23 protein-coding genes and 1 tRNA gene are annotated in these 23,787 nt (G+C 54.0%); 21 read left to right on the top strand and 3 right to left on the bottom strand.

The window, feature by feature from the left end; all coding sequences use genetic code 11:
- Nucleotides 1–184 precede the first annotated feature (184 nt).
- From L1X57_RS03565 to L1X57_RS03495, 15 genes are all read left to right on the top strand, one after another.
- Nucleotides 185–1,567 (top strand): L-serine ammonia-lyase, encoded by a 1,383-nt coding sequence (locus L1X57_RS03565; protein WP_009724048.1) that lies wholly within the window; start codon nt 185–187, stop codon nt 1,565–1,567.
- Nucleotides 1,568–1,817: 250 nt separating this feature from the next.
- The gene (locus L1X57_RS03560) at nt 1,818–2,435 is read left to right on the top strand and encodes a rhodanese-like domain-containing protein (protein ID WP_009724049.1); all 618 of its coding nucleotides are present in this window, start codon (nt 1,818–1,820) and stop codon (nt 2,433–2,435) included.
- A 52-nt stretch (nt 2,436–2,487) separates the two neighbouring features.
- Nucleotides 2,488–2,943, top strand: coding sequence for a hypothetical protein (locus tag L1X57_RS03555; RefSeq protein WP_009724050.1), 456 nt, complete (start codon nt 2,488–2,490; stop codon nt 2,941–2,943).
- A 253-nt stretch (nt 2,944–3,196) separates the two neighbouring features.
- The gene (locus L1X57_RS03550) at nt 3,197–4,129 is read left to right on the top strand and encodes a LysR family transcriptional regulator (RefSeq protein WP_009724051.1); all 933 of its coding nucleotides are present in this window, start codon (nt 3,197–3,199) and stop codon (nt 4,127–4,129) included.
- Between the two features lie 220 nt (nt 4,130–4,349).
- A complete protein-coding gene (locus tag L1X57_RS03545; protein WP_009724052.1) occupies nt 4,350–5,816 on the top strand; it encodes a 2-hydroxymuconic semialdehyde dehydrogenase in 1,467 nt (488 codons plus the stop codon).
- A gap of 14 nt (nt 5,817–5,830) precedes the next feature.
- Complete coding sequence (locus L1X57_RS03540) at nt 5,831–6,643, top strand: 2-keto-4-pentenoate hydratase (protein ID WP_009724053.1); 813 nt, start codon at nt 5,831–5,833, stop codon at nt 6,641–6,643.
- 11 nt (nt 6,644–6,654) lie between these two features.
- On the top strand, nt 6,655–7,596 hold the full coding sequence (locus L1X57_RS03535; protein ID WP_009724054.1) for an acetaldehyde dehydrogenase (acetylating): 942 nt from the start codon (nt 6,655–6,657) through the stop codon (nt 7,594–7,596).
- An 11-nt stretch (nt 7,597–7,607) separates the two neighbouring features.
- The gene (dmpG, locus tag L1X57_RS03530) at nt 7,608–8,630 is read left to right on the top strand and encodes a 4-hydroxy-2-oxovalerate aldolase (protein WP_009724055.1); all 1,023 of its coding nucleotides are present in this window, start codon (nt 7,608–7,610) and stop codon (nt 8,628–8,630) included.
- The gene (locus L1X57_RS03525; RefSeq protein ID WP_009724056.1) at nt 8,627–9,394 is read left to right on the top strand and encodes a 2-keto-4-pentenoate hydratase; all 768 of its coding nucleotides are present in this window, start codon (nt 8,627–8,629) and stop codon (nt 9,392–9,394) included. The genes dmpG and L1X57_RS03525 overlap by 4 nt, the downstream gene beginning before the upstream one ends.
- A 21-nt stretch (nt 9,395–9,415) precedes the next feature.
- Nucleotides 9,416–9,838: a RidA family protein gene (locus L1X57_RS03520; protein WP_009724057.1), complete on the top strand. Its 423-nt coding sequence runs from the start codon at nt 9,416–9,418 to the stop codon at nt 9,836–9,838.
- Nucleotides 9,839–9,848: 10 nt separating this feature from the next.
- Complete coding sequence (locus L1X57_RS03515) at nt 9,849–10,421, top strand: 3-hydroxyanthranilate 3,4-dioxygenase (RefSeq protein ID WP_009724058.1); 573 nt, start codon at nt 9,849–9,851, stop codon at nt 10,419–10,421.
- Nucleotides 10,418–11,404: an amidohydrolase family protein gene (locus L1X57_RS03510; RefSeq protein ID WP_009724059.1), complete on the top strand. Its 987-nt coding sequence runs from the start codon at nt 10,418–10,420 to the stop codon at nt 11,402–11,404. Before L1X57_RS03515 ends, L1X57_RS03510 begins: the two co-directional genes overlap by 4 nt.
- A gap of 173 nt (nt 11,405–11,577) precedes the next feature.
- On the top strand, nt 11,578–12,564 hold the full coding sequence (locus L1X57_RS03505) for a TRAP transporter substrate-binding protein (protein ID WP_009724060.1): 987 nt from the start codon (nt 11,578–11,580) through the stop codon (nt 12,562–12,564).
- Between the two features lie 54 nt (nt 12,565–12,618).
- Entirely contained in the window at nt 12,619–13,167 is a 549-nt protein-coding gene (locus L1X57_RS03500) for a TRAP transporter small permease (RefSeq protein WP_009724061.1), read from the top strand.
- The gene (locus L1X57_RS03495; RefSeq protein ID WP_009724062.1) at nt 13,164–14,423 is read left to right on the top strand and encodes a TRAP transporter large permease; all 1,260 of its coding nucleotides are present in this window, start codon (nt 13,164–13,166) and stop codon (nt 14,421–14,423) included. The genes L1X57_RS03500 and L1X57_RS03495 overlap by 4 nt, the downstream gene beginning before the upstream one ends.
- 49 nt (nt 14,424–14,472) lie before the next feature.
- On the opposite strand, the gene L1X57_RS03490 is transcribed toward L1X57_RS03495, so the two are convergent.
- Nucleotides 14,473–14,940 (bottom strand): Lrp/AsnC family transcriptional regulator, encoded by a 468-nt coding sequence (locus L1X57_RS03490; RefSeq protein WP_039869502.1) that lies wholly within the window; start codon nt 14,938–14,940, stop codon nt 14,473–14,475.
- A gap of 132 nt (nt 14,941–15,072) precedes the next feature.
- On the opposite strand from L1X57_RS03490, the gene kynU reads away from it, so the two are divergent.
- From kynU to L1X57_RS03475, 3 genes are read left to right on the top strand one after another with little or no spacing between them, the layout of a single operon-like run.
- Entirely contained in the window at nt 15,073–16,305 is a 1,233-nt protein-coding gene (gene kynU / locus L1X57_RS03485) for a kynureninase (protein ID WP_009724064.1), read from the top strand.
- A 1-nt stretch (nt 16,306) separates the two neighbouring features.
- Nucleotides 16,307–17,101: an alpha/beta hydrolase gene (locus tag L1X57_RS03480; protein ID WP_039869426.1), complete on the top strand. Its 795-nt coding sequence runs from the start codon at nt 16,307–16,309 to the stop codon at nt 17,099–17,101.
- A 31-nt stretch (nt 17,102–17,132) separates the two neighbouring features.
- Nucleotides 17,133–18,515 (top strand): sodium-dependent transporter, encoded by a 1,383-nt coding sequence (locus tag L1X57_RS03475; protein WP_009724066.1) that lies wholly within the window; start codon nt 17,133–17,135, stop codon nt 18,513–18,515.
- Between the two features lie 742 nt (nt 18,516–19,257).
- Here L1X57_RS03475 and L1X57_RS03470 read toward each other — a convergent pair.
- Nucleotides 19,258–19,334 (bottom strand) — tRNA-Met (locus L1X57_RS03470).
- A gap of 276 nt (nt 19,335–19,610) precedes the next feature.
- Between L1X57_RS03470 and L1X57_RS18880 the strand changes: the two genes are divergently transcribed.
- Both L1X57_RS18880 and L1X57_RS18875 read left to right on the top strand, forming a co-directional pair.
- Nucleotides 19,611–19,805 carry an SDR family NAD(P)-dependent oxidoreductase gene (locus L1X57_RS18880; RefSeq protein ID WP_234667925.1) on the top strand — a complete coding sequence of 65 codons (195 nt, stop codon included), beginning with the start codon at nt 19,611–19,613 and terminating at the stop codon, nt 19,803–19,805.
- Entirely contained in the window at nt 19,802–19,921 is a 120-nt protein-coding gene (locus L1X57_RS18875) for an SDR family oxidoreductase (RefSeq protein ID WP_234667923.1), read from the top strand. Before L1X57_RS18880 ends, L1X57_RS18875 begins: the two co-directional genes overlap by 4 nt.
- A 92-nt stretch (nt 19,922–20,013) precedes the next feature.
- Here the strand turns inward: L1X57_RS18875 and L1X57_RS03455 are convergent, their stop codons facing one another.
- Nucleotides 20,014–22,821, bottom strand: a complete 2,808-nt coding sequence (locus L1X57_RS03455; RefSeq protein ID WP_009724068.1) for a DUF349 domain-containing protein — start codon at nt 22,819–22,821, stop codon at nt 20,014–20,016.
- Between the two features lie 182 nt (nt 22,822–23,003).
- Between L1X57_RS03455 and minC the strand changes: the two genes are divergently transcribed.
- A complete protein-coding gene (gene minC / locus L1X57_RS03450) occupies nt 23,004–23,753 on the top strand; it encodes a septum site-determining protein MinC (protein ID WP_009724069.1) in 750 nt (249 codons plus the stop codon).
- The last annotated feature ends 34 nt before the right edge of the window (nt 23,754–23,787 follow it).

The following is a 23,787-nucleotide window of genomic DNA, read 5'->3' as shown; positions in this document are numbered from 1 at the left end:
ATGTAACCCCTTGTTATGCGTGAAAAGTTATGCGTGAGAAGTCGTGATTAAAAGTATTGTTTATAAATATAAAAATATCTTCAATAAAAGATAGATTGGTTTTGTTTGTTATCACATAAATAACTTATTGAAATTTTCAGGCGTCGCCTGATTTTCCCCTGTTTATACGTCAAGAGGTGCTCCAATGCCTATCAGTGTTTTCGACCTTTTTAAGATTGGAGTAGGCCCCTCCAGTTCCCATACCGTCGGGCCCATGCAGGCCGCTTTTAAGTATGTTACATCACTACGCGAAGTCGACCTTCTTGATGAAGTGGCCCATCTAGACGTTCATCTTTATGGCTCACTTTCAGCGACGGGTGTAGGGCACGCAACGGATCACGCGATTATTATGGGGCTGATGGGCGAGCGCCCCGACACGATTGACCCTTTGATTATTGGGCCATCTATTGCGTCGCTTAAAGAGAGTCAGTTATTAGAACTTGGACGCCAAAAAACAATCATTTTTGATTGGAATCGCGATATTTATTTCCATGAAGAGAGTCTGCCTCACCATCCTAATGCCATGCGGCTTGCCGCTTTTACATCTCAAGGCCAATTACTGCATGAAAATACCTATTACTCGGTAGGGGGCGGTTTTGTTGTTGAACAAGCCCAGGTGGATTTGCCATTAGAGGATTTGGATGGGGCAACAATTCCCTACAACTTCGATACTGCCGAAGAACTGCTGGCATTATGTAAAAAAGAGCAGCTGAGTATCAGCCGCTTGATGCTGGAAAATGAGAAAGTATGGCGGACGGAGGATGAGGTTAGAAATGAGCTGTGGCGAATCTGGCAAGTCATGTGTGAATGCATCGACAATGGATTAACCCATGAAGGGATATTGCCGGGCGGATTGAAAGTAAAACGCAGAGCTAAGCTGCTTCACCAACGGCTTCAAGCGGCTGAGCAGAATGATTGCCTAATCGCATCGACGTTTTCAGCGATGGAGTGGGTGAATATTTTTGCCCTCGCGGTTAATGAAGAGAATGCCGCAGGAGGGCGGATGGTCACGGCGCCCACCAACGGTGCTGCGGGCATTATTCCTGCCGTCTTGCACTACTACATGAAATTTCAGCCCAACGCCTGCGAGAAAAACGTCGTGGATTTTCTGCTAGCGGCAGGTGCCATTGGCATCCTTTGCAAGAAGAATGCTTCTATATCAGGAGCAGAAGTGGGCTGCCAAGGGGAGGTAGGGTCGGCGTGCGCCATGGCGGCAGCTGGCTTAGCTGATGTAATGGGAGGAACGCCCGAACAAGTAGAGCATGCGGCAGAAATCGGCTTGGAGCACAACTTAGGATTAACCTGTGACCCTGTGGGTGGGCTGGTTCAGATCCCCTGTATTGAACGCAACGCCATTGCCACCGTAAAAGCCATTAATGCAGCGCAAATGGCGTTGCACGGTGATGGTACTCACTTTATATCGTTGGATAAGGTGATTCGTACCATGCGCGATACGGGGAGAGATATGCTTGATAAATATAAAGAAACATCTAAAGGGGGATTGGCCGTTAATGCTATTGAATGTTAATCGCTATTGTATCCGGCAGGGTAGTTAAACCATCAGTCGTTTGGGGACGTTGTTTTAACGCCACTGAATGCTTAAAAGCGAACTGCTTCGTTTAGGCACAACGAAGGCTGTTAGCGATGTTGTCTTGCATTGTTACGTCAAGGCTAGCTAACAGCCTCCTACTTCTAGCTAGTGACAAAGCGCCGCAGGTAGCTCTGCATCTTTCCAGCTATATTAAGTCCATAAAGTTATTTCTTTAGAGGATTTTGTTATGTCTGGAGTTGCAAGCTATTTTGCTGAGCTTCCGTACCGTAATTCTGCCCTTGCTGCCTTGATGACACTGAGCATGAGTGTCATCACCATCGCTCAAGCTGAAGACGTGCCCTCTTATCGAGAAACGCAGTTGGGCTTGTATGTGTCCGCTCGTGAAGCCTATGACCTGCTACAGCAAGAAGAAGATGCATTGTTGATTGATGTGCGTGATCCCGTCGAAATTAAATTCACCGGTTTTGCAGAACCCACTGATATCCATGTGCCATGGGTACTAACGGACACGACTCAGTTCGATGCTGATAGCAAAACATGGCCAACGGTTCGTAACGCCAATTTTGCCGAACAAATCCGTGCCGCGCTCGAGGCGCATCAAGCAAATGACGATACTCCGATCATCGTAATGTGCCGCTCTGGAGCAACCCGCAGCGCACCCGCTGCAGATCTGATCGCAGAGATGGGATTTTCGCAGGTGTATTCGGTTAGCGATGGCTTTGAAGGGGGCACGCTTGCTGAAGGTGACTCAAAAGGTGTGAGGGCGCGTGATGGGTGGCGTAATTCGGGATTGCCCTGGAGTTATGACGTTAATCCTGACACCGCTTGGTATGAGTCGAAGTAGCGCAGAAAGGCATTTAAAGCAACGAATCGCACAGATTGATAAGGAGATAACGATGCATAAAACATTAGTAATGGCCGGTGTGTTGGCTTTAGTACCGATGGTGGCTAGCGCAGATAACCACGATGCCGAAAGCGATAAAGCGTTAATGATTCTGACCAGCGACGCAGTACAGACGCAATCAATGGCAATGATATTAGGCAATGCGATGCGTCAGCAGGGCACGGATCTACATATCTTGCTGTGTGACGCCGCGGGTGATCTTGCGGTAGATGGCTATGAAAGTGAAGCAGCGGTCAATACCCCGCCTAGTAACCCAGCAGGTCAGGTCAAACCTGAAGGTATGTTGAAAATGTTGATGGGTGAGGGCGTCAGTGTCGATGTGTGTGCCATCTACTTACCTAACACCGATTACACCCAAGAAGGTCTACTTGATGGCGTCGGTGTTGCGGCGCCAGGACCAATGGCAGAGATGATGCGCGACCCGGCCATTGCGGTATTCAGCTTCTAAAACGTTAGTGCCATGCTGGCAGTATGAAGCCGCTACTTTTTAGTAGCGGCTTTTCTGTGGATTGGAGCGCCGCATCATGAGCTTTTCTTCTTGCCGTTAGTAGGGTGTACTTACGGTTATCCACTTTTGGAGTGGTTGCTCCATGGAAACGTGACTGGTTCTAACGCTGGCAGCGCTGTTCTGCACTACATGACCTATTCCATGGAGTTTTGCTCACCTAAAGATTGCCAACCACTCGGTATGTCATAAAGCCATGAAATACACAGATTCCTCTATTACACGTAAGTTGAAATTTCATCAGCTAATGGTCTTTGAGCAGGTGGTTTTAAGCGGTTCAATGCTACGAGCTTCCCAGATGCTCAATTTGACACAGCCAGCCGTTAGCAAAGTGATACATGACTTAGAAGTATATTTTGACAGCCCGCTACTCGTCAGGGGGAACCGTGGGGTCGTTCCCACTGAGTTAGGTGAGCTTGTTTTGAAACGTGCAAAGCTGCTGATGGCAGAGCTGCGCAGCTTGACAGACGAAGTGAATGCTTTTCAGGAGGGGACCAGTGGTCATGTCGTCGTCGGCACGTTGATTTCGGCGTCAGTTTCCTTGCTTCCAAAAGCAATCCGATTGCTTAAGCAAAGAGCACCCAACGTCATGGTGTCTTTACGTGTCGGCCAGATGGATCAACTGTTTCCTGCAGTGGAAGTGGGCGACGTTGACTTGGTGGTTGGACGTGTTCCTGATGACTGGCGTTGGCGAGATGAGGCTAATAGTCTTACGGTGGAAACCCTCTACAGTGAAGAGTTATGCATTGTTGCCGGTGCGAAACATCCCCTACACGAAAGCCAATCGTTAACCCTTGAGAAGTTACATCACTTTCCATGGGTCCTGCCTACTCGAGAGTCATTACTAAGACGTACTGCCGATAAACTTTTTGCCGAAGAGGGTTTGACCGTTCCCTCCAATGTTGTCGAGTCTTTATCCATTCTGACGAATTTAACCTTGATGCAAGATCAAGAAACCGTTGCTTTGATGCCTTACGAGGCGGCTTCACCTTTCGCAGAGGCGGGGCTACTCAAGGTTTTTAAGCTCGGAAAGTCGCTGGCTTTTGGCGATATCGGTTGCTTTTCCGCTTCTGGTCGAGAGCTAGGCCCTGCCGCAAAGCTGTTTCGTGAATGCCTTAAGGAGGCGTGACTTCAGTGATTTTTGCGAACAGCATTCTACGGCTATGAATTTACAACGCTTATATAATCAGGTGCCTTTTTTGGATTAGCGGTTTGATGGGGAGTAGGGCGCTGATAGTGCCAGGTATTCCTTTTTTAAATATCTGATGGGTTTTTATTGATTATGAAATGATATCTGGCCTGCCTACACTCTTTCCGAAATGAATTAAAACAACGTTTCGGAGATAACCGTGTCGACCACAGCTCCCCAGCTTCTCAATTATGTCGGCGGTGAATTTCTTGCCACCGAACAGACTTTCCCCAATATCTCGCCTATTGATGGCCGTTTGCTGAGTCAGGTCTGCGAAGCCGACGAAGCTTTGGTGGGGCGCGCCGTTAGTGCCGCAAAAACCGCCCAATCTGGCCCTTGGGCCCGCACCAGTGCCAGTGAACGAGCCGATGTGCTGATGCGTATCGCCGCGGGTATCGAGCGCCGTTTTGAAGAATTTGTGGCCGCAGAGGTGGCCGACACCGGTCGCCCGGTGGAGCAGGCTCGCCGTCTGGATATCGCGCGTGGTGTGCACAACTTCCGCACCTTTGCCGAGCTTATCCGCCAGTCTGGCGGCGATTACTTCGAGATGCGTGCTCCCGATGGCAGTGATGTGTTCAGCTACTCGGTGCGTAAACCCCATGGTGTGGTCGCGATTATCTCCCCCTGGAACCTACCGATGCTGTTGCTTACCTGGAAGGTGGCACCCGCCCTGGCTTGCGGTAACTCGGTAGTGGTTAAGCCCTCTGAAGAATCTCCCTCCACCGCTACTCTTTTGGCCGAAGTGATTCATGACGCGGGTCTGCCTGAAGGCGTATTCAACCTGATCCACGGCTTCGGTCCAGGCTCTGCCGGTGAGTTTTTGACCAAACACCCCGACGTAGACGCTATCACCTTTACCGGTGAATCTCGCACCGGCAGTGAAATCATGAAGGTGGCCGCCGAGGGTGTTCGTGACGTTTCCTTCGAATTGGGCGGCAAGAACGCCGCCGTGGTCTTTGCTGACTGTGATTTTGAGGCGGCGGTGGCTGGCGTGGCCCGCTCCAGTTTCACCAATGCCGGTCAGGTGTGCCTCTGCTCCGAGCGAGTCTATGTAGAGCGTCCTATTTTTGAGCGTTTCGTGGCCGCCCTTAAGGAGAAAGCCGAAGGGCTCAAAATCGGCTATCCGGATGAGCCCGGCGTTGATATGGGGTCAATGATCTCTCGCCAGCATCGCGAGAAGGTGCTCAGCTATTTTGAATTAGCTCGGGAAGAGGGAGCCACGGTGGTGACTGGCGGCGAAGTGCCAACGTTTGGCGATGCTCGCGATCAGGGGGCTTATGTACGGCCAACTATCTGGACCGGCTTAGCCGACGATGCTCGCTGTGTCCAGGAGGAGGTCTTTGGGCCTGTCTGCCATATCGCCCCCTTCGACCGTGAGGATGAGGTGATCGAGCGGGTTAACAATACCGTTTATGGCCTGGCAACAGCGCTTTGGACCCAGGATCTGGGCCGTGCCCACCGAGTTTCCCGTCAGTTCCATGTGGGCATGGTATGGGTCAATACCTGGTTCCTGCGCGACTTACGCACGCCCTTCGGAGGAGCGCGGCTTTCTGGTCTTGGGCGCGAGGGCGGCCGCCACTCCCTCGATTTTTATTCCGAACTGACCACCATCTGCGTTAATCCGTGAGCGAGGAGATTGTTATGCATACCGCCCTGATCGAGGCCGCAGAGCGCCTCAGTCAAGCCCAGGCGACGGGACAGCCCTGTAAGCCGGTGCGTGAGCTGATTGTCCGTGCCCAGGTAGAGGAGAACGCCGCGGACCCGGTGGCCTTAGCCTACGCCGTCCAACAGCACAACACTCGCCTCGCCCGGGAGCAGGGGCGTCGCCAAGTGGGCTTTAAGGTAGGGCTTACTTCCCGCTCCGTGCAGCAGCAGTTAGGGGTTAATCAGCCTGATTTCGGAGTGCTTTTCGCCGATATGGCGGTGGGTGACGGTCAGCCTATCGCAGTAGGTGCCGTGCTTCAGCCCAAAGTGGAAGCGGAGATCGCTCTGGTGCTGGCGCATGACCTGGATCACGAGCGCCATACCTTAGCGGATCTGATTCGGGCTACCGCCTTCGCTTTACCTGCCATTGAGGTGGTGGGGAGTCGCATCGCTAACTGGGATATCCGCCTTGAGGACACCATCGCCGACAACGCCTCATCAGGCTGCTTTGTACTCGGCAGCCGTCCAGTGAAGCTGGAAGCCCTCGACTTAGTGCGTTGCGGTATGAAGATGACCTTGCGCGGTGAGCCAGTGTCAGTGGGTGCGGGTGCCGCCTGTCTCGACAATCCCTTGAATGCCGCCGTATGGCTGGCCGATACCATGGCCCGCTTCGGGGAGCCGTTGCGCGCTGGTGACATTCTGCTCACCGGTGCTCTTGGCCCCATGGTGCCCGCAGCAGCAGGCGATATCTTTCACGCCGAAATACAAGGCCTGGGTGGTGTGACCGCTGCTTTCGCCAAGCCACAATGAGAGAAAAGATCATGAGCAAAAAAGTCAAAGTGGCCATCATTGGCTCCGGCAATATCGGCACCGATCTGATGATTAAAATTCTGCGGCACGGCCAGTACCTTGAAATGGGAGCCATGGTGGGAATTGATCCGGCCTCAGACGGTTTGGCGCGCGCCCAGCGCTTCGGCGTCCCTACGACTGCCGAGGGAATTGATGGTTTGCTGGCGATGGAGAATGTTGACGACATCAAAATCGTCTTTGACGCCACTTCTGCAGGCGCTCATAAGCGCCACAACAAGATGCTGCAAGATCGCGGTATCAACGTCATTGACCTGACCCCGGCGGCCATTGGTCCCTATGTGATCCCGTCGATCAATATGGATGAGCATCTGGACGCCCCGAATATCAATATGGTCACGTGTGGCGGTCAGGCCACCATCCCTATGGTAGCGGCAGTTGCTCAGGTTGCCAGGGTGCACTACGGCGAGATTGTCGCCTCTATTTCCAGCAAGTCTGCTGGCCCGGGTACCCGCGCCAATATTGATGAATTTACCGAGACCACCTCCCAGGCCATCGAATCCTGTGGCGGTGCTGCCAAGGGTAAGGCAATCATCGTACTCAATCCTGCCGAGCCTCCATTGATCATGCGCGATAGCGTTTTCGTACTCTCTGAGGAGGCAGACCGAAACGCCATTGAAGCCTCTATCAATGCAATGGTGGCTGCGGTGCAAGCCTATGTGCCGGGCTATCGCCTTAAACAGCAGGTGCAGTTCGAGTCAGTGCCCGTGGAGTGTCCGGTTAACTTACCCGGCCTTGGCCTGACTCACGGTCTCAAAACCTCGATCTTTCTGGAGGTCGAAGGGGCTGCCCACTATTTACCCGCCTATGCCGGCAACCTGGACATTATGACCTCCGCTGCGAAGAGCTGTGCTGAGCGCCTCGCTGAAACCCGCTTACTGGCCGTCACTGCCTGAGGAGCTTCAGTATGAACAAGAAACTTTATATCTCCGATGTGACCTTGCGTGATGGCAGTCATGCGGTACGTCACCAGTACAGCATTGAGGATGTCCAGCGCATTGCCCGAGCGCTCGACGCGGCTAAGGTGGACTCTATTGAAGTCGCCCATGGTGACGGCTTGCAGGGGTCCAGCTTCAACTATGGCTTTGGAGCCCACAGTGACCTGGAGTGGATTGCCGCAGCGGCCGAGGTGGTCGAGCATGCCATGATCACTACCCTGTTGTTGCCCGGTATTGGCACCGTGCATGACCTGGACGCCGCCTATGCTGCTGGTGCCCGGGGCGCACGGATCGCCACCCACTGCACTGAAGCCGATGTCTCCCGCCAGCACATCGAGCATGCCCGCAAGCTGGGTATGGACACCGTGGGCTTTTTAATGATGAGCCACATGCAGACCCCCGAGGGGCTGGCCGAGCAGGGGAGGCTGATGGAGTCCTTCGGTGCCCAGACCATTTACGTGGTGGATTCTGGCGGTGCCCTGACCATGGATGGTGTGCGCGATCGCGTAAGCGCTATGAAAACAGTACTCAATCCAGTTACTCAGCTAGGCATCCATGCCCATCATAACCTGAGCCTCGGCGTGGCTAACTCTATGGCTGCAGTGGAAGCAGGCTGTGACCGAGTCGACGCCAGCCTTGCAGGCATGGGGGCCGGCGCTGGCAATGCTCCCTTGGAAGTCTTCATTGCCGCTGCCGAGCGCATGGGCTGGAATCACGGCACTGACCTCTACACCTTGATAGACGCCGCCGACGATATAGTGCGACCGCTGCAGGACCGTCCAGTGCGGGTAGATCGCGAGACTCTGGCGTTAGGTTATGCAGGCGTTTATTCAAGTTTTCTGCGCCACGCAGAGGCTGCCGCCGAGCGTTATGGTTTGAAAACGATTGATATTTTGGTGGAGCTGGGCCGCCGCAAGATGGTGGGCGGCCAGGAGGATATGATCGTCGACGTGGCGCTGGATCTTCTGGCCAAACAGGGAGAGTCCGCATGAGCATCAATATTTCCACCATCGCCACGGCACTGGATCAGGCTGCTCGCCACGCCGAGCCGCTGGCTCAGTTCAGCACCCATTCGCCTTTTTCCCTGGCGCAGGCCTACGAGATCCAGCGCGTCTCTATGCAGCGCCGCTATGCAGACGGCGAGCGCAGCATTGGTATCAAGCTGGGCTTCACTAGCCGCGCCAAAATGCAGCAAATGGGCGTAGACAGCCTGATTTGGGGCTGGCTTACCGACGCCATGCTGGAAGAGGAGGGTGGCGAAGTGGCGCTGTCACGCTATATCCATCCCCGCGCCGAACCAGAAGTGTGCTTCTTGGTGGGGCGCACTATCGACCGCCCGCTGACCCTGTTGGAGGCTGCCGAGTATATCGAGGCAGTTGCCCCGGCCATCGAGATTATCGACTCCCGCTATGAGGCGTTCAAATTTAGTCTTGAAGACGTGGTGGCAGACAACTGCTCCTCCTCTGGCTTGGTGGTGGGGCCCTGGTCCCGGAACCTCTCGGGCCTGGACAACGCCGGAGTGCTGATGCGCCTGGATGGTCAACTGGCGCAGGTCGGCTCCACCGCCGCGATTCTCGGTAATCCGCTGCGCAGCGTGGCTGAGGCCTCCAAGTTGGTTAGCGAGGCGGGACTCAGCCTGCCCGCTGGCAGCCTGATCATGGCCGGAGCCGCCACCGCTGCTGAAGCGTTGCGCCCAGGCGTCCACGTCAGTGTAGAAGTTGCCGGTTTCGGTGAATCCGCGTTCACCTGCCGCTAATCCAATAGCAAGGAGCATGTCATGCATACCAGCCGTGCCACCCTGGTTCAGGGCAAGGCCAAACCCCGGGGCGCTTTTCCTCATATCAAACGCGCCGGAGACTTTTTGTTTGTCTCTGGTACCAGCTCGCGTCGCCCAGATAACAGTTTCGAAGGCGTCGACGTCGATGAGATGGGGACTACTCAGCTTGATATTCGCGCTCAGACGCGGGCAGTGATTGAGAATATTCGCGACATCCTTGCTAGCGAAGGAGCGAGCTTGGCTAACGTGGTGGAGATCAGCACCTTCCTGGTCGATATGAACGATTTTGGCAGCTACAACGCCGTTTATGCCGAATATTTTGACGAGCAGGGCCCGACCCGGACGACGGTGGCAGTGCATCAGCTCCCCCACCCCCACCTGCGTATCGAGATCAAAGCGATCGCTTACGCACCAACTCAGTGAGGTGACTTCCATGGATAAGCATCACTACAGCGCACCGCTCAATTTCAATCGCTGGATTGAGGAACATGCCCATCTGCTCAAACCGCCTGTAGGCAACCAGCAGGTCTGGAAAGACAGCGATTACATGATCACCGTGGTGGGCGGCCCCAACCAGCGAACCGACTTCCACGATGACCCGGTGGAAGAGTTCTTCTACCAGTTCAAGGGCAATGCCTACCTGAACATTTGGAACGGTGGTCGCTATGAGCGAATTGATCTCAAGGAGGGGGATATCTACCTGATGGCCCCTCATGTGATTCATTCTCCCCAGCGTCCAGAGCCCGGCAGTCTCTGCATGGTTATCGAAAAGACTCGGCCCCAGGGGCTGCATGACGCGCTGCAATGGTCCTGCGCGCGCTGTGGCAACCTCATCAAGCGCTACGAAATGCAGCTGGAGAGCATCGTCACGGACTTGCCGCCGGTTTACGAGCGATTCTATGCCACGAGCGAAGAGGAGCGTCGTTGCAGCAATTGTGGCGAAATTCATCCCGGACGTGACTGGGAAACCTGGCATCGCATGCTCAGCGAGGTGCACGGTCAATGAAAATTGATATTCACTCTCATTTCATGCCGCGGATCAGTAAGGCCGAAGCGGCACAGCTTGATCCCGAGCGAGCGCCTTGGCTGAAAACCGAGGGGCGTAGTGGCCAGATCATGGTCGGTGATAAGCCTTTCCGGCCGGTCAACGATCTCCTCTGGGATGCTGAGCAGCGTCTGGCCTATCTGGACGAACAGGGCCTCGACGTGCAGGTCATGTGTGCCACGCCGGTGATGTTCGGCTACGACCAACCGGTGAGTCGAGCGATGCCCTGGGCTCGGCTAATGAATGATAAAGCCCTTGAGATGACAGCCACGGCACCGGATCGCCTCAAGGTTCTCGCCCAGGTTCCGTTGCAGGACATTGATGCTGCCTGCCGGGAAGCGAGCCGCGCCAAGAAGGATGGCCACTTAGGTGTGCAGATTGGCAACCATGTCGGCCCTAAAGATCTGGACGAGGAGGGCTTGGTTACCTTTCTGCAGCACTGTGCCGCGGAGGATATACCGCTGCTCGTGCATCCTTGGGACATGATGACCGATGGGCGCATGAAGAAGTGGATGCTGCCCTGGCTGGTGGCAATGCCGGCGGAGACCCAGCTGGGGATTCTGTCACTGATCCTGTCCGGCGCCTTCGAGCGTATCCCTACATCGCTAAAACTCTGCTTTGCCCATGGGGGTGGAGGCTTTGCTTATTTGCTGGGACGGGCCGACAACGCCTGGCGCCATCGCGACATCGTACGCGAAGACTGCCCTAATCTGCCTTCCAGCTATGTAAAGCGTTTCTATGTGGATTCGGCGGTTTTCGACGATGGCGCGCTGAGTTTGCTAGTCGACGTGATGGGCAGTGATCGGGTGATGCTCGGTTCGGATGCTCCTTTCCCACTGGGAGAGCAGTTTATTGGAGCAGGCGTGAGTGAACACCCAACGCTAGCGGCAGAGGATAAGTCGCGAATCCTGGCCGGTAATGCTCGCGAGTTTTTTGGAATTTAGCGCCGATACATAAAGCGCATACGCCGCCAGGTATTCCATAAAGAAATATCTGAGGCGACATGATTTATTTATAAATAATAGCTGCCCCAGCTAGACTTTTTAAGCATCCATCTGCCACGTTTGGGATAGATCCAGGCGTCATTTTAATAACATAAAAAAGCTGAGATATCCTCATGAATAACATCAAAAAACTCGCTTCTACTACCTTAGCTATTGGCCTAGTCATGGCTTCCTGGAACGCACAGGCACGGGATTTTCGCCTGGGCATGATTACGCCGCCTTCCCATCTTTGGACGCAAGCAGCCGAAGCCTTTGGCGATGACCTGGCCGCTGCTAGTGACGGTGAGCATAGTGTTAGCGTCTTTCCTTCTCAGCAGTTGGGAAACGAGGCACAAATGGTGCAGCAGCTGCAAGCGGGATCGCTGGATATGGCCTTTCTAACCATTGCCGAAATGTCTAACCGAGCGCCTGACTTTGGCGCTCTCTATGCACCCTACCTGGTAGAGGATGTGGCACATGCCGCGCGCCTGCTTCGCTCCGATACCGCAACCGACCTGCTTGAACTACTGCCAGCCCAGACGGGATTAGTCGGCATTGGCTATGGCATGTCCGGCATGCGTCAAATCCTCAGCCGTAATAGCATCGAGTCGCCTGAGAATCTCGAGGGACTGCGACTGCGCATCACCCCCTTCGAGCCGATTCGTGACTTCTACTTAGCGGCCGGAACAGCGCCAACACCGCTGCCCTTACCGGATGTTTACGACGCTTTGGCAAACGGTCAAGTGGATGCCATCGATATGGATTTCGAGGCTATCGAGGCACTTAAATTCTATGATCAGGCGGAGTATCTGCTGATCTCCAACCACATGATGTTCCCGATGGTAGGAGTGGTGTCTGGGCGCGTCTGGCGCGAGCTTGAAGAAGCCGATCGGGAACTGATCAGAACCACCATGCAAGAGCACCTGAGCGGCGTCATTGACAGCGTGTTAGAGCGTGAGCCAGCACAGGAAGCCTCGCTACGCGAGCAAGACATCCGCGTGGTCGAGGTTGACCAAAGCTTCTTCCAGGAGGCTGTTGAGCGCTGGGAGGGTATCTGGGCTGATAAGGCTCCGGTCCTATTGGAGCTGCGTGAAACGGCTGCTCAGCTGAAGGCTGAGTAATTCCTCTTGACGTGTTAGAAAGTTCCCCGGGGCTGCCCGGGGGTGGAGCCATCTATGCTCAAGCAAATCTCCCATGGACTGGCTCGGCTCGAGGTCGCTGTCGCGGCGCTGCTAGCGGCAGCTGTCACCGGATTGATTCTGCTCAATATCGTGACCCGGGCGCTAGGTAGCCCGCTCTACTGGGTCGATGAACTGGCCATTCATGCCATGGTATGGATGACTTTTTTGACCACCTCGGTAGTGCTCAAGCGCCGCGAAGGCATCGCGGTGACGCTGTTCACCGATTCGCTTCCGCCCCGGTTCCAGGTGTTTTCCCGGTTCATGGTAGATGCACTGGTGCTGTTTTTTGCAGGGCTGATGCTATGGCTGTGCTGGTGCTGGTATGACCCACTAACGTTATGGGCGGTAGGGTTCGATGTCAGTGCCTTCCAAGCGGAAAGCTTCAATTTTATCTACTCCGAGCGAACCAGCACCCTTGGGCTGCCTAAATATCTGTCCTGGCTCTGTCTGCCGATTTTCTCGGTCTCGTTGGGGCTGCACGGGCTGGTTAATGTGGTCGACAGTCTGAAGGGGCTGTTGACTGGAAATAGGAGGCTGGCATGACGCTTGCCGTATTTACCTTACTGCTACTGGGAGCGGTGCCGATTGCCCTGGTGTTGGCGTTAACCGCTGCCTGGTATATCGTCGCTTCCGGCAATACCCTGCTGTTCGCTTCTTATCCACAACAGTTATTTGGTGCCATCGAACACTATGGCCTGCTAGCGATTCCGCTCTTTATGCTGGCAGGCGAGCTGATGAACGAAGGGGGGCTGACTAGGCGGCTGATCGATTTAGCGCGAATCCTTGTCGGTGGCTTCCGTGGTGGGCTGGTGTACATCAACCTGGTGGCCAACATGATGATGGCGGCCATTGTTGGCTCGGCGGCTTCACAGATCGCTATCATGTCCCGGGCCATGGTGCCCGCCATGGAGCAGGAGGGTTACGACAAGCCCTTTAGCGCTGCGATTACCGCCGCGGGTGGGCTAATGTCGCCAATTATTCCGCCATCAATGCTCTTCGTGCTATATGGGGTGATCGCCCAGGTGCCCATCGCCGATATGTTCGTCGCTGGCATTTTGCCTGGTTTGTTGATGGGGCTGTTGTTCTTTATCGCTATCACTGTCATCGGCTTAGTGAAGCAGTATCCCAAAGGTGACTGGCCAAGTCGTGCCCAGGCGCGCCACTACCTGCTGATGGGAGTGCCAGCGATGTTGATTCCGCTGATCATCATCGGCGGTATTCTCAGTGGCCTAGCCACACCTACCGAGTCGGCGGCTCTCGCTTCCCTGGCCGCGCTGTTAATCGGCCGCTTTGTCTACCGCGACCTAACTTTCGCGCGCTTGCCCGATATTCTCCAACGCACGGCTTTTAACGCTGGCTTGGTGATCATGCTGATCGCTGCCGCAGGTGTCTTCGGCTGGGTGATCATCTATGAGCAACTACCGCAGATGGCCGCTGCCTGGATCGCCTCGCTGACCGCTGATCCCTTTATTTTCATGCTGCTGGTAATCGGTGTGTTGCTATTAGTGGGAATGATCATCGACGGTATCGCTGCGCTCATACTGGTAGTGCCGATTCTGTTACCTATCGCCACCCAGCAGTTTGGTATCACCCCCTACCAGTTCGGCGTGGTGGTTTCCTTGACCCTGGTGCTGGGGCTGTTGACGCCGCCGGTAGGCGCGGGGCTGTTTATCAGTTCCTCCATGACCGGCGTGCCACCGATGCAGATTTTTCGTGCGCTGTTACCGTTCTTGGCGATGAGCTTAATCGCGCTGGTACTCCTGGCCTGGCAACCCTGGCTGACCCTCGCTCTGCTCTGAAATCCGCTAGCACTCATTGCCAACGCCTACTAAAAACACAACGGCTTCTTCAGGGGAGAACTTTGAGGGGGCCGTTGACCTTAAGGGTATTCATGGCCACCTGAGTGGCAATGTCACGTATCCCGGGCAGACTGGTTACTGCGGTGGAGAGAAAGCGCGATAGCTCGCTCAAATCTTCCACCATGACTTTGAGAATAAAGTCGTGGTTGCCGGTAATCGCGTGGCAGTCGATAACTTCATCCCTTGTTAATAACTCTGCCACAGCGTCGCTAGGTGAAGCCATGCGCGCTTTATCCATCGAGAGAAAAATAAACGCGGTGACTTTAAGTCCTAGTGCTTCAGGAACGAGGCGCAAATCACGCCCCTGAATGACGCCGCTCTCTTCCAAACGCGTTACCCGTCGTGAGCACTGGCTGGGAGAGAGGTTTACCGTCTCGGCCAGAGCGGTCAGGGTCAGGCGTGCATCACGCTGTAGAGCGTGAAGAATTCGTCGATCAAAGCGATCTAGGCTTTCCAATGTGCTTTTCCCTTTTTTAATGCAAAATTTTTGCACATGTTGACGCTTTTGCGATGAATTACGCAAGCCTTTCCCCATCTATTCCTTTTAGAATTTTGAACAGGTATCCAACTCAATGACCTGGAGCACACGATGACACCAACCCTTGATAACGTGCGTGAAATGGATCGCCATGACCCTTTGGCTGGTTTCAAGGCCCGCTTTGCACTTCCTGAGAGCATGATCTACCTGGACGGTAATTCTCTAGGTGCCCAACCCGTCGTTGCCAGAGATGCGTTGGCGGCCACTTTGGACCAGTGGCGTGATGAGCTGATTAAAGGCTGGAACCAAGGCTGGTTTGATGCGCCGGAGCGCTTAGGGGATCTACTAGGGCCGCTGATAGGTGCTCAGGCTGGAGAGGTAATCGTCAATGACAACATCTCGATTAATATATTTAAGTTATTAGGCTATATCACTGATTCTCAAAAACGTTCACGGCCAGTGATTTTAAGCGAGGGTGGCAACTTCCCGACGGATGGCTATATCGCACAGGGGTTATGCCGTCTGGCCGGTTTCGAGCATCGGGTTCTTCCCGAGGGTGCAGCGCTGTCGGACTATGTGGATGAGCAGGTGGCCGCCGTGGTGCTGAGCCAAGTCAATTACCGCACCGGGCGTCAGCGCGATATGGCTGCGATTACCGCTGAAGTGCATAAGCAGGGCGCCGAAGTCATCTGGGATCTGGCTCACTCCGCTGGAGCCATGCCAGTTGATCTGAACGGTTGTGGCGTCCGCTACGCAGTTGGTTGCACCTACAAATACCTCAACGGAGGGCCTGGAGCGCCTGCCTTTATCTATGTGCACCGGGATCATCAGGATGGCGGTTGGCAGCCACTCTCTGGCTGGCATGGCCACGCTGCTCCGTTCGCCTTCGATGGTGACTATGTGCCGGCTCAGGGCATTACTCGATTTCGCAGTGGCACCCACTCAGCACTTATTTATGCCCCTCTAGAAGCCTCACTGCGGCTTTGGCAGGAGGTCGATATGAACGCCCTGCGGCAAAAAAGCTTAGCCATGGGGGATTTGTTCCGCGACTGTCTAGCCGACCTCATTAAGGTCGAGGGTATCGAAGACATTACTCCGCCTCATGCTGAGCGCGGTAGTCAGGTGGCGTTGATTCACCCTGAGCATGGTTATGCCATCGTCCAGGCGCTAATTGCTCGGGGGGTGGTCGGTGACTACCGAGAACCTGGGTTAATGCGCTTTGGCTTTACTCCTCTCTATCTCAGCTATGAAGACGTTTGGCAGGCAGCACGCCATTTCCGTGAGGTGGTGGAGCAGCGCGAATATTTAGAACCCCGCTTTCAAGTGCGCTCAGAGGTCACCTGAGATGAGTTCCTACGAAGATCGTGCTGCACGAGGACGGGCCTATTCGCCGAGCCTTTGGGCACGGGACTTCGAGGCGACTCTGGCTCGCCAAGCTGAGCGTGGGGCTTGTCTAAGGGCGTGCCATCCGCCGAGGCGTTTGGCTTATGGAGCCCGCGCATTGGAGGGGCTTAATCTTTTCCTCCCAGAAAAACAGGGCCCCTGGCCGTTGATGGTCTTTTTGCATGGTGGCTATTGGCAGCAGTTGGACGCGATGGCGACTGATTTCATGGCTGCGCCATGGCTGTCGCGTGGATGGGCTTTCGCCTCACTGGATTACCCTCTGGCCCCAGAGGTCAATATCGAGACTATGGTGGCGGCTTGTCAGCAGGGTGTGAGGCATTTGCAACGCGAAGCTAGTGCCCTTGGATTAAATGGCCGTATCTGCCTGGGAGGCCATAGCGCCGGCGCCCAACTGGTCATCATGAGCTGCTTGGGAGATGGGCGTCTGACGGAGGTTGATGCTCTTTGGTTGATCAGCGGTATTTATGATCTCCGCCCATTGGCAGGCACCTATATCGATGAGCCTCTTCAGCTGGATGGCGCGCAGGCTGAACGGCTTAGCCCTCTTTGCCATGACTTGCATGGCCTGCCGCCGCTGACGCTTGTGCATGGTGAGTTTGATCCACCTCGCTTTCGTAGCCAGGGAGAGACGTTATATGAGCATGCTTTAGCAACGGGTGTGGCGGCAGAACTATGTCTGCTGCCCAATTGTGATCATTTCGACATTCTCGAACGGCTCGAGGCGCTACCTTTTTGAGCTGATTTCTTAACGTGATGAGATAATTCCAATGACAAAATCTCAAACTGAAAATGCAGATAATAAAGCTGCTCCTAGTGGTCGTGCCCAGTTCAAAAGCCGTTTCGGCTTTTTAATGGCTGCTGCGGGTGCGGCGGTGGGCCTTGGCAATGTATGGAGCTTTCCCTCAATGGCCGCCAATAACGGTGGTGGCGCTTTTCTATTGATCTATGTCGGGATGGCTTTTGTCCTCGCTTACCCCGCGTTGATGGCGGAGCTGACTCTAGGGCGTTATGCCCAAAGTGGCGTTATAAATGCCATGGGGCAGCTGGGAGGAACGGGAGCGCCGCGACGAGCGGGGCAACTGATTGGTCTGGGAGCCATCTGTGTGGCTACGCTAGGCCTGACCTTCTATGCCATTGTGACGGGATGGTTAATTAGCCAAGCATTAGGGCCTGTGGCACATGTGCTTGGGATGAACACGGTGGAGAGCTGGTTGGCTGAGAGTAGCGTCGGACGCGATTGGTGGTTGGCATTAGTGGCCATGGCAATAACGGTCTTTGTAGTGCTGCTGGGGGTTAATCGCGGTATCGAACGTTGGACCAAACGTCTGATGCCTCTACTAATCGTTACCATGCTGGTGTTGATTTTAACCATTCTCACCTTCGACGGGGCGATGGAAGGGCTAGTTGTTTATCTGTTGCCTGACTTTTCACAGGTGAATACCGAGCTGTTACTTGATGCCATGGGGCAGGCTTTCTTCTCACTTTCCATCGGTATTGGTGCCATGGTGGTTTATGGTTCTTATCTGAGTCGCAAGGCGAACTTACCCCGAGTAGGTGCCCAGGTGATGTTTATCGATATGGGCGTGGCGTTCATAGCCGGTCTTTTGATTATTCCGTCGCTCTATGTGGCCAAGGCTGTTGGTGTTGAGATCATGAATGAGCAGGGTGAGTTGACCAGCTCAGCGACGTTACTGTTCGATGTGATGCCCGCGATGTTTGCTCGGCTGGGCGTCATGGGAGGGGTGATGGAAGTGCTGTTTTTTGGTCTGTTAGCGGTTGCAGCACTGACGTCAATGTTTCCTGCGCTAGAAGTTCCTGTATCGACGCTGGAGGAAACCGGCAGTCTGTCACGCCGTTTTTCAACATTTCTGATTGGCGGAACTGCGTTTATAGGGTCGACGCTCATTCTGCTTAATTTTGACCAGCTGTTTGGTTTGGTGATCGGCCTCACCATTAATAGCATGCCGGTGATTGGCGCTTTAGTCTGTCTCTATGTTGGCTGGCTAATGTCTCGAAACGCCAAGCTACAGGAGTTGCGTCAGGGCGCTCCAGAGATCGAGCGCACTCTATTTTGGCGTCTGTGGCCATGGTATATCCGTGTGGTCTGCCCGTTAATGATCCTGGTGGTTATGGTGCGAAGCCTCACCTGATATCCATTGTGGTCTCAATAAAACGGCCGCTTTTCTGACTACCTGGGGTGGTGAGGAACTGAGTCGATGTTTTTGTGAGCTTTCTTCAAAAAATTCAGCCACAAAAAAGCCGTTACCTTTCGGTAACGGCTTTCTCTATGTTTGGTAGCGGGGACCGCCGATGTTAAAACAAAAGCGAACCGATGACCTTCCTAGGGTGGTGAAGAACTGAGTCGATGTTTTTTGTGAGCTTTCTTCACAAAATTTAGACACAAAAAACCGCTACCTTTCGGTAACGGCTTTTTCTATGTTTGGTAGCGGGGACCGCCGATGTTAAAACAAAAGCGAACCGATGACCTTCCTAGGGTGGTGAAGAACTGAGTCGATGTTTTTTGTGAGCTTTCTTCACAAAATTTAGACACAAAAAAACCGCTACCTTTCGGTAACGGCTTTCTCTATGTTTGGTAGCGGGGACCGCCGATGTTAAAACAAAAGCGAACCGATGACCTTGCTAGGGGGGTGAAGAACTGAGTCGATGTTTTTTGTGAGCTTTCTTCACAAAATTCAGACACAAAAAAACCGCTACCTTTCGGTAACGGCTTTCTCTATGTTTGGTAGCGGGGACCGCCGATGTTAAAACAAAAGCGAACCGATGACCTTCCTAGGGTGGTGAAGAACTGAGTCGATATTTTTTTGTGAGCTTTCTTCACAAAATTCAGACACAAAAAAACCGCTACCTTTCGGTAACGGCTTTCTCTATGTTTGGTAGCGGGGACCGGATTTGAACCGATGACCTTCGGGTTATGAGCCCGACGAGCTACCAGACTGCTCCACCCCGCATCAACGTGTGGCGTATTCTACGCATTTTTTACGCTATGTCAACCCTGTCTAGAAAACGTTTTAAAGGTAAGTTGCGACTTTCATCTTGCTGCAACATTGGAAGAGTAAAGCTATGCTTCCAATAGGCATAACAAAAAGCTTACTGTCAGTACGTCGTTCAACTAACAATACGACGTGCTGTGAATGCTAAAGCGCTACGGCGCTTATTTAGAATGGCTTGCGACATCATAATAGTGCTTAGCGTCCAAGCCATTTGTCATATCAGGGAGGTAGTCAATGGCCAATCAAGCCCCCGTCGCCTGGGTAACTGGTGGAACTGGTGGAATCGGAACGTCAATTTGTCATTCATTGGCGGATGCGGGTTATTTGGTAGTCGCGGGATATCATAATCCTGAGAAAGCCAAAACCTGGCTGGAAACTCAGCAAGCCGCCGGTTATGACAACATCGCGTTATCGGGTGTTGATCTTTGAAGCGTTACGGTACACCGGAGGAGATTGGTCGTCTGGTCACGTTCTTAGCAGATAAAGAGTCAGGTTTTATTACTGGCGCCAATATTGATATTAACGGCGGTCAGTTTATGGGCTAATCGCCCAAAACGATAAGTTGCTTTATTCATTAAGGTAAAGCGTTAACGGGAGGCTAATCGCCTCCCGTTGCCATTGGTGGGGTGTGAAGTGCTTAAGGATGCGGTACTCGCGCCAGACGACTAAAGAGATTGTCAAACTCTTCCGCTTCCTTGCGCCACAGCTGGTTAGGCATGGGGCCAAGCGCCATGAGCGCTGCTAATATGTCGATAATTTCATCTGGTCGGCTGCGTTCGTTGTTTATCCCTTCATTCAGCCGTTCTACCTGAATCGCCAGCCGGAGAGGTTCATCACGCTGTTTGACGCTACCTAGCGCTAGCAAAGACAGGTGCACTCTTAGGCGAGCCAGCCCATCTTCCAGCTCTGTAAGTTTTTCGGCTGGGAGAGGTATCGAGGCGGTTAGCCGCGCATGATTACGCTGCTGATGAGCCTCTGTAAAAATAGCAGGAAGCCTTTCACTCAGTATCTCTTTCGCATCAACCGCGTGTGGCTCTTCGCCCGCCAGCGCCTGTTGATCTGCAGCGATGTGCGCGTTTACCAGCGGTAACGCGGTATGCCATTGTTGCACTGTATGGGCAATTTCCAGGCGGCTTAAACGCTCGCGTTTGGCTCTTACTATGCCGCTTAGGCGTCGCTGCATGCCGTCACTTCGTCGATTACGAGGCAAAGGCTCAAGTTGGCTAATGCTTTCTAGGTAGGACTCAAGGGTGGCAGACTCGTTGGCATGGGTCGGTTGCCAGCTATCCATTTCGTCAATCAATGTTTGCAGTTGATCGAGTGTTTGTTGCTGGCGTGTTGCCTGCTCATGCTTGTGAGCGTCACGCTGAGCAAAGAGCTGATCGCAGGTATGGCGGAAGGCTTTCCATAGTGCCTGTTCTTCGCCTTTTGGGGCGCGGCCCAGTGCTCGCCACTGCTGCTGTAGCTGCTTTGTACGTGTGATGCGCGCGGCTAAGGGTTGCTCGGCGTCATCCTGTAAGCTTTTTGCTTGTTCGATAAGCATGCGCTTTTGGCTAGCGATCTGTTCTGCGCGCTGGTCTATGAGCGCTTGAAGGCGATGACGGATAGCTCCAAAGCGACGGCCAACGGTTTCTGACTGATCCCGAGGAACCGGAGAGTAGTGGCGCCATTGGTGGCGAGCCTTATCGCGAATCTCGCGCAGCACATCGGGGTCGGAGTCCTCGGCGGGCTGATCAAGCAATGTTTCAAGCTGTTCGCAGAGTGCTTCACGGCCCTTGAGGTTGGCATCACGCTCTTGATTGAGCTGTTCTCGCCAGGGGGCCAAACGCTCGTGAATACGATCAGAGGCTGCGCGAAAGCGTGCCGACTGTTCGCGGTTCGCAGCAGCATCGCCCAGCGATTTCCACTCTTTGACTAGCTGGCGATGATGGCGGTCTAACGCAACGTCTGCCATGTGTTGATCGTCAGCCAGCGCTTCGATGCTAGCGCACAGTTGCTCGCGTTTAGGGCCGGCCACAAAGCCGCGCCAATCGCGTAGTTCCGCTAATCGTGCGCCTAGCTGTTTGACGCGCGCTTTTAGTGGCTTAGCTCCTTCGCCTGACAGCTCGTCGACGGACGGCCTAAGCCGTTGATAGAGACGGCTGGCGCTTTTAAAAGCACCACGCTCTAGCAGGTGCTCAAAGTTATCCACGTCGGCGCTAAGCGCGTTAAGAGACGCAGTAGGGGTGGGCTTAGCAGAGACGTCAGCTTCTCTTAACGCCATTGCTTGTTTGAGTAGTTCTGGAGGCGTTATATGCCTGGGCCAAGCGCACTGCTTAACGTACTTGGCAATGGCCGCGCTATCCTGGTTGGTAATGGCCGTTTCTATATCTGGGCTGACGGCTTGCCAGCGCTGCCAGGCTTCCATGCATGCTTCATAACGTTTCAGTGCTTGGCTATAGCGTTGTTGGGTGCTGTCGCCAGGTGGGTGTTGATCTGACAGAGATTGCCAGCGCTGGCCTAGCAGTTGGCGCTGTGCCCGCAGGCTGTCGATATCCTGAACTGTCAGCTGCTCTGCATGTGTCAGACCTTCTAACGTTTCTTCAAGGCCTTCAAGTAGTTGGTCACGAGTACGTTCAATCTCTTCACGCTGAGCAATGCTCTGCAGGCGCGCTTGTTCTTGAGTCTCATGATGATGCAGTGTTTTTCGGCAGCTAAGCGCCGCTTGGTGGAAGCGCTGCTCTTGCGTCACGCTGGGGGGGTGAGAAAGGCTTTGCCACTCTCGTTCCAAATGACGGAAGCGTCCGCCGTAAAGCGGCTCCCAAGGAGCTTTGGCGTGCTGTTCTAGCTGTTTGAGTAAGTGCTCTCGCTGTGCTTGCTGTTCTGCTAGCCACTCAGCATCATTTCGCAGCTGGGTGAGCTTTTCTCGCGCCTGACGGATGACCTGGCGATCACGCCGCGCTTCTTTTAACAGTTTTTTGAGACTCTCTTCGCTTTCAATCCGCTGAGCTGCTTGATGGCGCACTGCCGCCACACCGTTATGGCAGGCTTGGTGAACGAGGTCGCTTTCATCGGTTAACTGCTCTAACGCGGTGAGTCGCAGGTTTAGATTGTCGCCCTGAAGCGCAATGGCGTTGAGCAGCCGAGGCTCCGCTAGCTCCGCGACAATAGCCTGTCGCTGCTGCAGGTCGGTGTGTCCCTGTGTGCCACATAAACGCTGACAAACCGCGTTAAACCAAGCCTCGTTTTGACGATGCTCTGGAAGCGCGTTGACAAGCCCCGTTAAATCATCAAGGGCCTGCAAGGCAGCAAGCTGGATGTTACTTTCGTTATCCTGTGCTAATTGCTTTAGCGCTTGTTGCTGTTCTGGTTGTTGAGGGTCAAGCTGGTCGAGTGCCTTGAGACGCACCTCGGGATCAGGGTGCTGCCACCGAGGAGCGAACAGGCGTCTTAACAGTCCGTGCATGGATCATCCTGCAGAGAGGTGCGTAGCGTGAAAAAAATCAACTACCGACGACAGATAGTTGCAGTCATCGGCGCTGTCGCTTAGCTTTGCTGTAGGTACTGTGATGATTAATACTTCTTCACAACACCCGGCGCGAGATTGCGTTACCTTTATCTTACCTGAACATGACATGGAGTTCGGCCATGAGCCTCAACGCCAATAGTGCCGACATTGCCTTCACCTTCAAAGGTGGCATGCTGCCAATGACCGTCATGGAATTGAGCAGCGCTGACCCGGAACATATACGAAGTCAGCTAGCTGGCAAGTTGTCGCAATCCCCCGCGTTCTTTCAGCATACACCGGTTGTGCTGAGCGTGGAAAAACTCGATGAACCTCACTTGGCGCTTGAGCGCATTTGCGCGGTCTGTCGCGATCATAAATTATTACCGGTAGCCGTACGTGGCGGAGCTGAACCTGTACGCCAATCTGCCTGGGCATTAGGGCTAGGCTGGTTTGCGCCTGTTGAAGAAGGGCGGACTAGGCTGTTAGAGAGCGTTGGTCCTGCCGCGATCTCTGATGACGCCATAGAGGAGGTGGAACCTGCCGAGCAGGAAGTGGTGGCGGTGGCAACACGCTTATTTCGCGGTACGGTTCGCTCTGGCCAACAGGTGAGCGCATCAGAAGGCGATCTAGTGGTGATTGGGGCAGTAAATGCGGGCGCTGAAGTGTTGGCGGCCGGTAGTATCCATGTATACGGAGCACTCCGTGGACGAGCGTTAGCGGGTATTCATGGAAATACTCAGGCGGGTATTTACTGTCGGGAATTAGAAGCAGAGCTTCTCTCCGTGGCAGGTAATTACAAACGCTTAGAAGATATTGATTCTCAGTTGCTTGGTCGCGCTACAGAGGTGCATTTCGCTCAAGAGCAGCTGGAAATTAAGCCGCTGGGATAATTCAAACGCATGAGCGTGTATTGGTGTTTAATGC

The sequence above is a fragment of the Halomonas sp. TD01 genome (genome assembly GCF_923868895.1).
Taxonomy (GTDB): domain Bacteria; phylum Pseudomonadota; class Gammaproteobacteria; order Pseudomonadales; family Halomonadaceae; genus Vreelandella.
This window is presented reverse-complemented; position numbering and strand designations above follow the sequence as displayed.

Excerpts from the sequence above, each read along its gene's own strand:
- L1X57_RS03565 (WP_009724048.1), top strand. The coding sequence starts at position 185 with ATGCCTATCAGTGTTTTCGACCTTTTTAAGATTGGAGTAGGCCCCTCC.
- L1X57_RS03560 (WP_009724049.1), top strand. The coding sequence starts at position 1,818 with ATGTCTGGAGTTGCAAGCTATTTTGCTGAGCTTCCGTACCGTAATTCT.
- L1X57_RS03555 (WP_009724050.1), top strand. The coding sequence starts at position 2,488 with ATGCATAAAACATTAGTAATGGCCGGTGTGTTGGCTTTAGTACCGATG.
- L1X57_RS03550 (WP_009724051.1), top strand. The coding sequence starts at position 3,197 with ATGAAATACACAGATTCCTCTATTACACGTAAGTTGAAATTTCATCAG.
- L1X57_RS03540 (WP_009724053.1), top strand. The coding sequence starts at position 5,831 with ATGCATACCGCCCTGATCGAGGCCGCAGAGCGCCTCAGTCAAGCCCAG.
- L1X57_RS03535 (WP_009724054.1), top strand. The coding sequence starts at position 6,655 with ATGAGCAAAAAAGTCAAAGTGGCCATCATTGGCTCCGGCAATATCGGC.
- dmpG (WP_009724055.1), top strand. The coding sequence starts at position 7,608 with ATGAACAAGAAACTTTATATCTCCGATGTGACCTTGCGTGATGGCAGT.
- L1X57_RS03525 (WP_009724056.1), top strand. The coding sequence starts at position 8,627 with ATGAGCATCAATATTTCCACCATCGCCACGGCACTGGATCAGGCTGCT.
- L1X57_RS03520 (WP_009724057.1), top strand. The coding sequence starts at position 9,416 with ATGCATACCAGCCGTGCCACCCTGGTTCAGGGCAAGGCCAAACCCCGG.
- L1X57_RS03515 (WP_009724058.1), top strand. The coding sequence starts at position 9,849 with ATGGATAAGCATCACTACAGCGCACCGCTCAATTTCAATCGCTGGATT.
- L1X57_RS03510 (WP_009724059.1), top strand. The coding sequence starts at position 10,418 with ATGAAAATTGATATTCACTCTCATTTCATGCCGCGGATCAGTAAGGCC.
- L1X57_RS03505 (WP_009724060.1), top strand. The coding sequence starts at position 11,578 with ATGAATAACATCAAAAAACTCGCTTCTACTACCTTAGCTATTGGCCTA.
- L1X57_RS03500 (WP_009724061.1), top strand. The coding sequence starts at position 12,619 with ATGCTCAAGCAAATCTCCCATGGACTGGCTCGGCTCGAGGTCGCTGTC.
- L1X57_RS03495 (WP_009724062.1), top strand. The coding sequence starts at position 13,164 with ATGACGCTTGCCGTATTTACCTTACTGCTACTGGGAGCGGTGCCGATT.
- kynU (WP_009724064.1), top strand. The coding sequence starts at position 15,073 with ATGACACCAACCCTTGATAACGTGCGTGAAATGGATCGCCATGACCCT.
- L1X57_RS03480 (WP_039869426.1), top strand. The coding sequence starts at position 16,307 with ATGAGTTCCTACGAAGATCGTGCTGCACGAGGACGGGCCTATTCGCCG.
- L1X57_RS03475 (WP_009724066.1), top strand. The coding sequence starts at position 17,133 with ATGACAAAATCTCAAACTGAAAATGCAGATAATAAAGCTGCTCCTAGT.
- L1X57_RS18880 (WP_234667925.1), top strand. The coding sequence starts at position 19,611 with ATGGCCAATCAAGCCCCCGTCGCCTGGGTAACTGGTGGAACTGGTGGA.
- L1X57_RS03455 (WP_009724068.1), bottom strand. The coding sequence starts at position 22,821 with ATGCACGGACTGTTAAGACGCCTGTTCGCTCCTCGGTGGCAGCACCCT.
- minC (WP_009724069.1), top strand. The coding sequence starts at position 23,004 with ATGAGCCTCAACGCCAATAGTGCCGACATTGCCTTCACCTTCAAAGGT.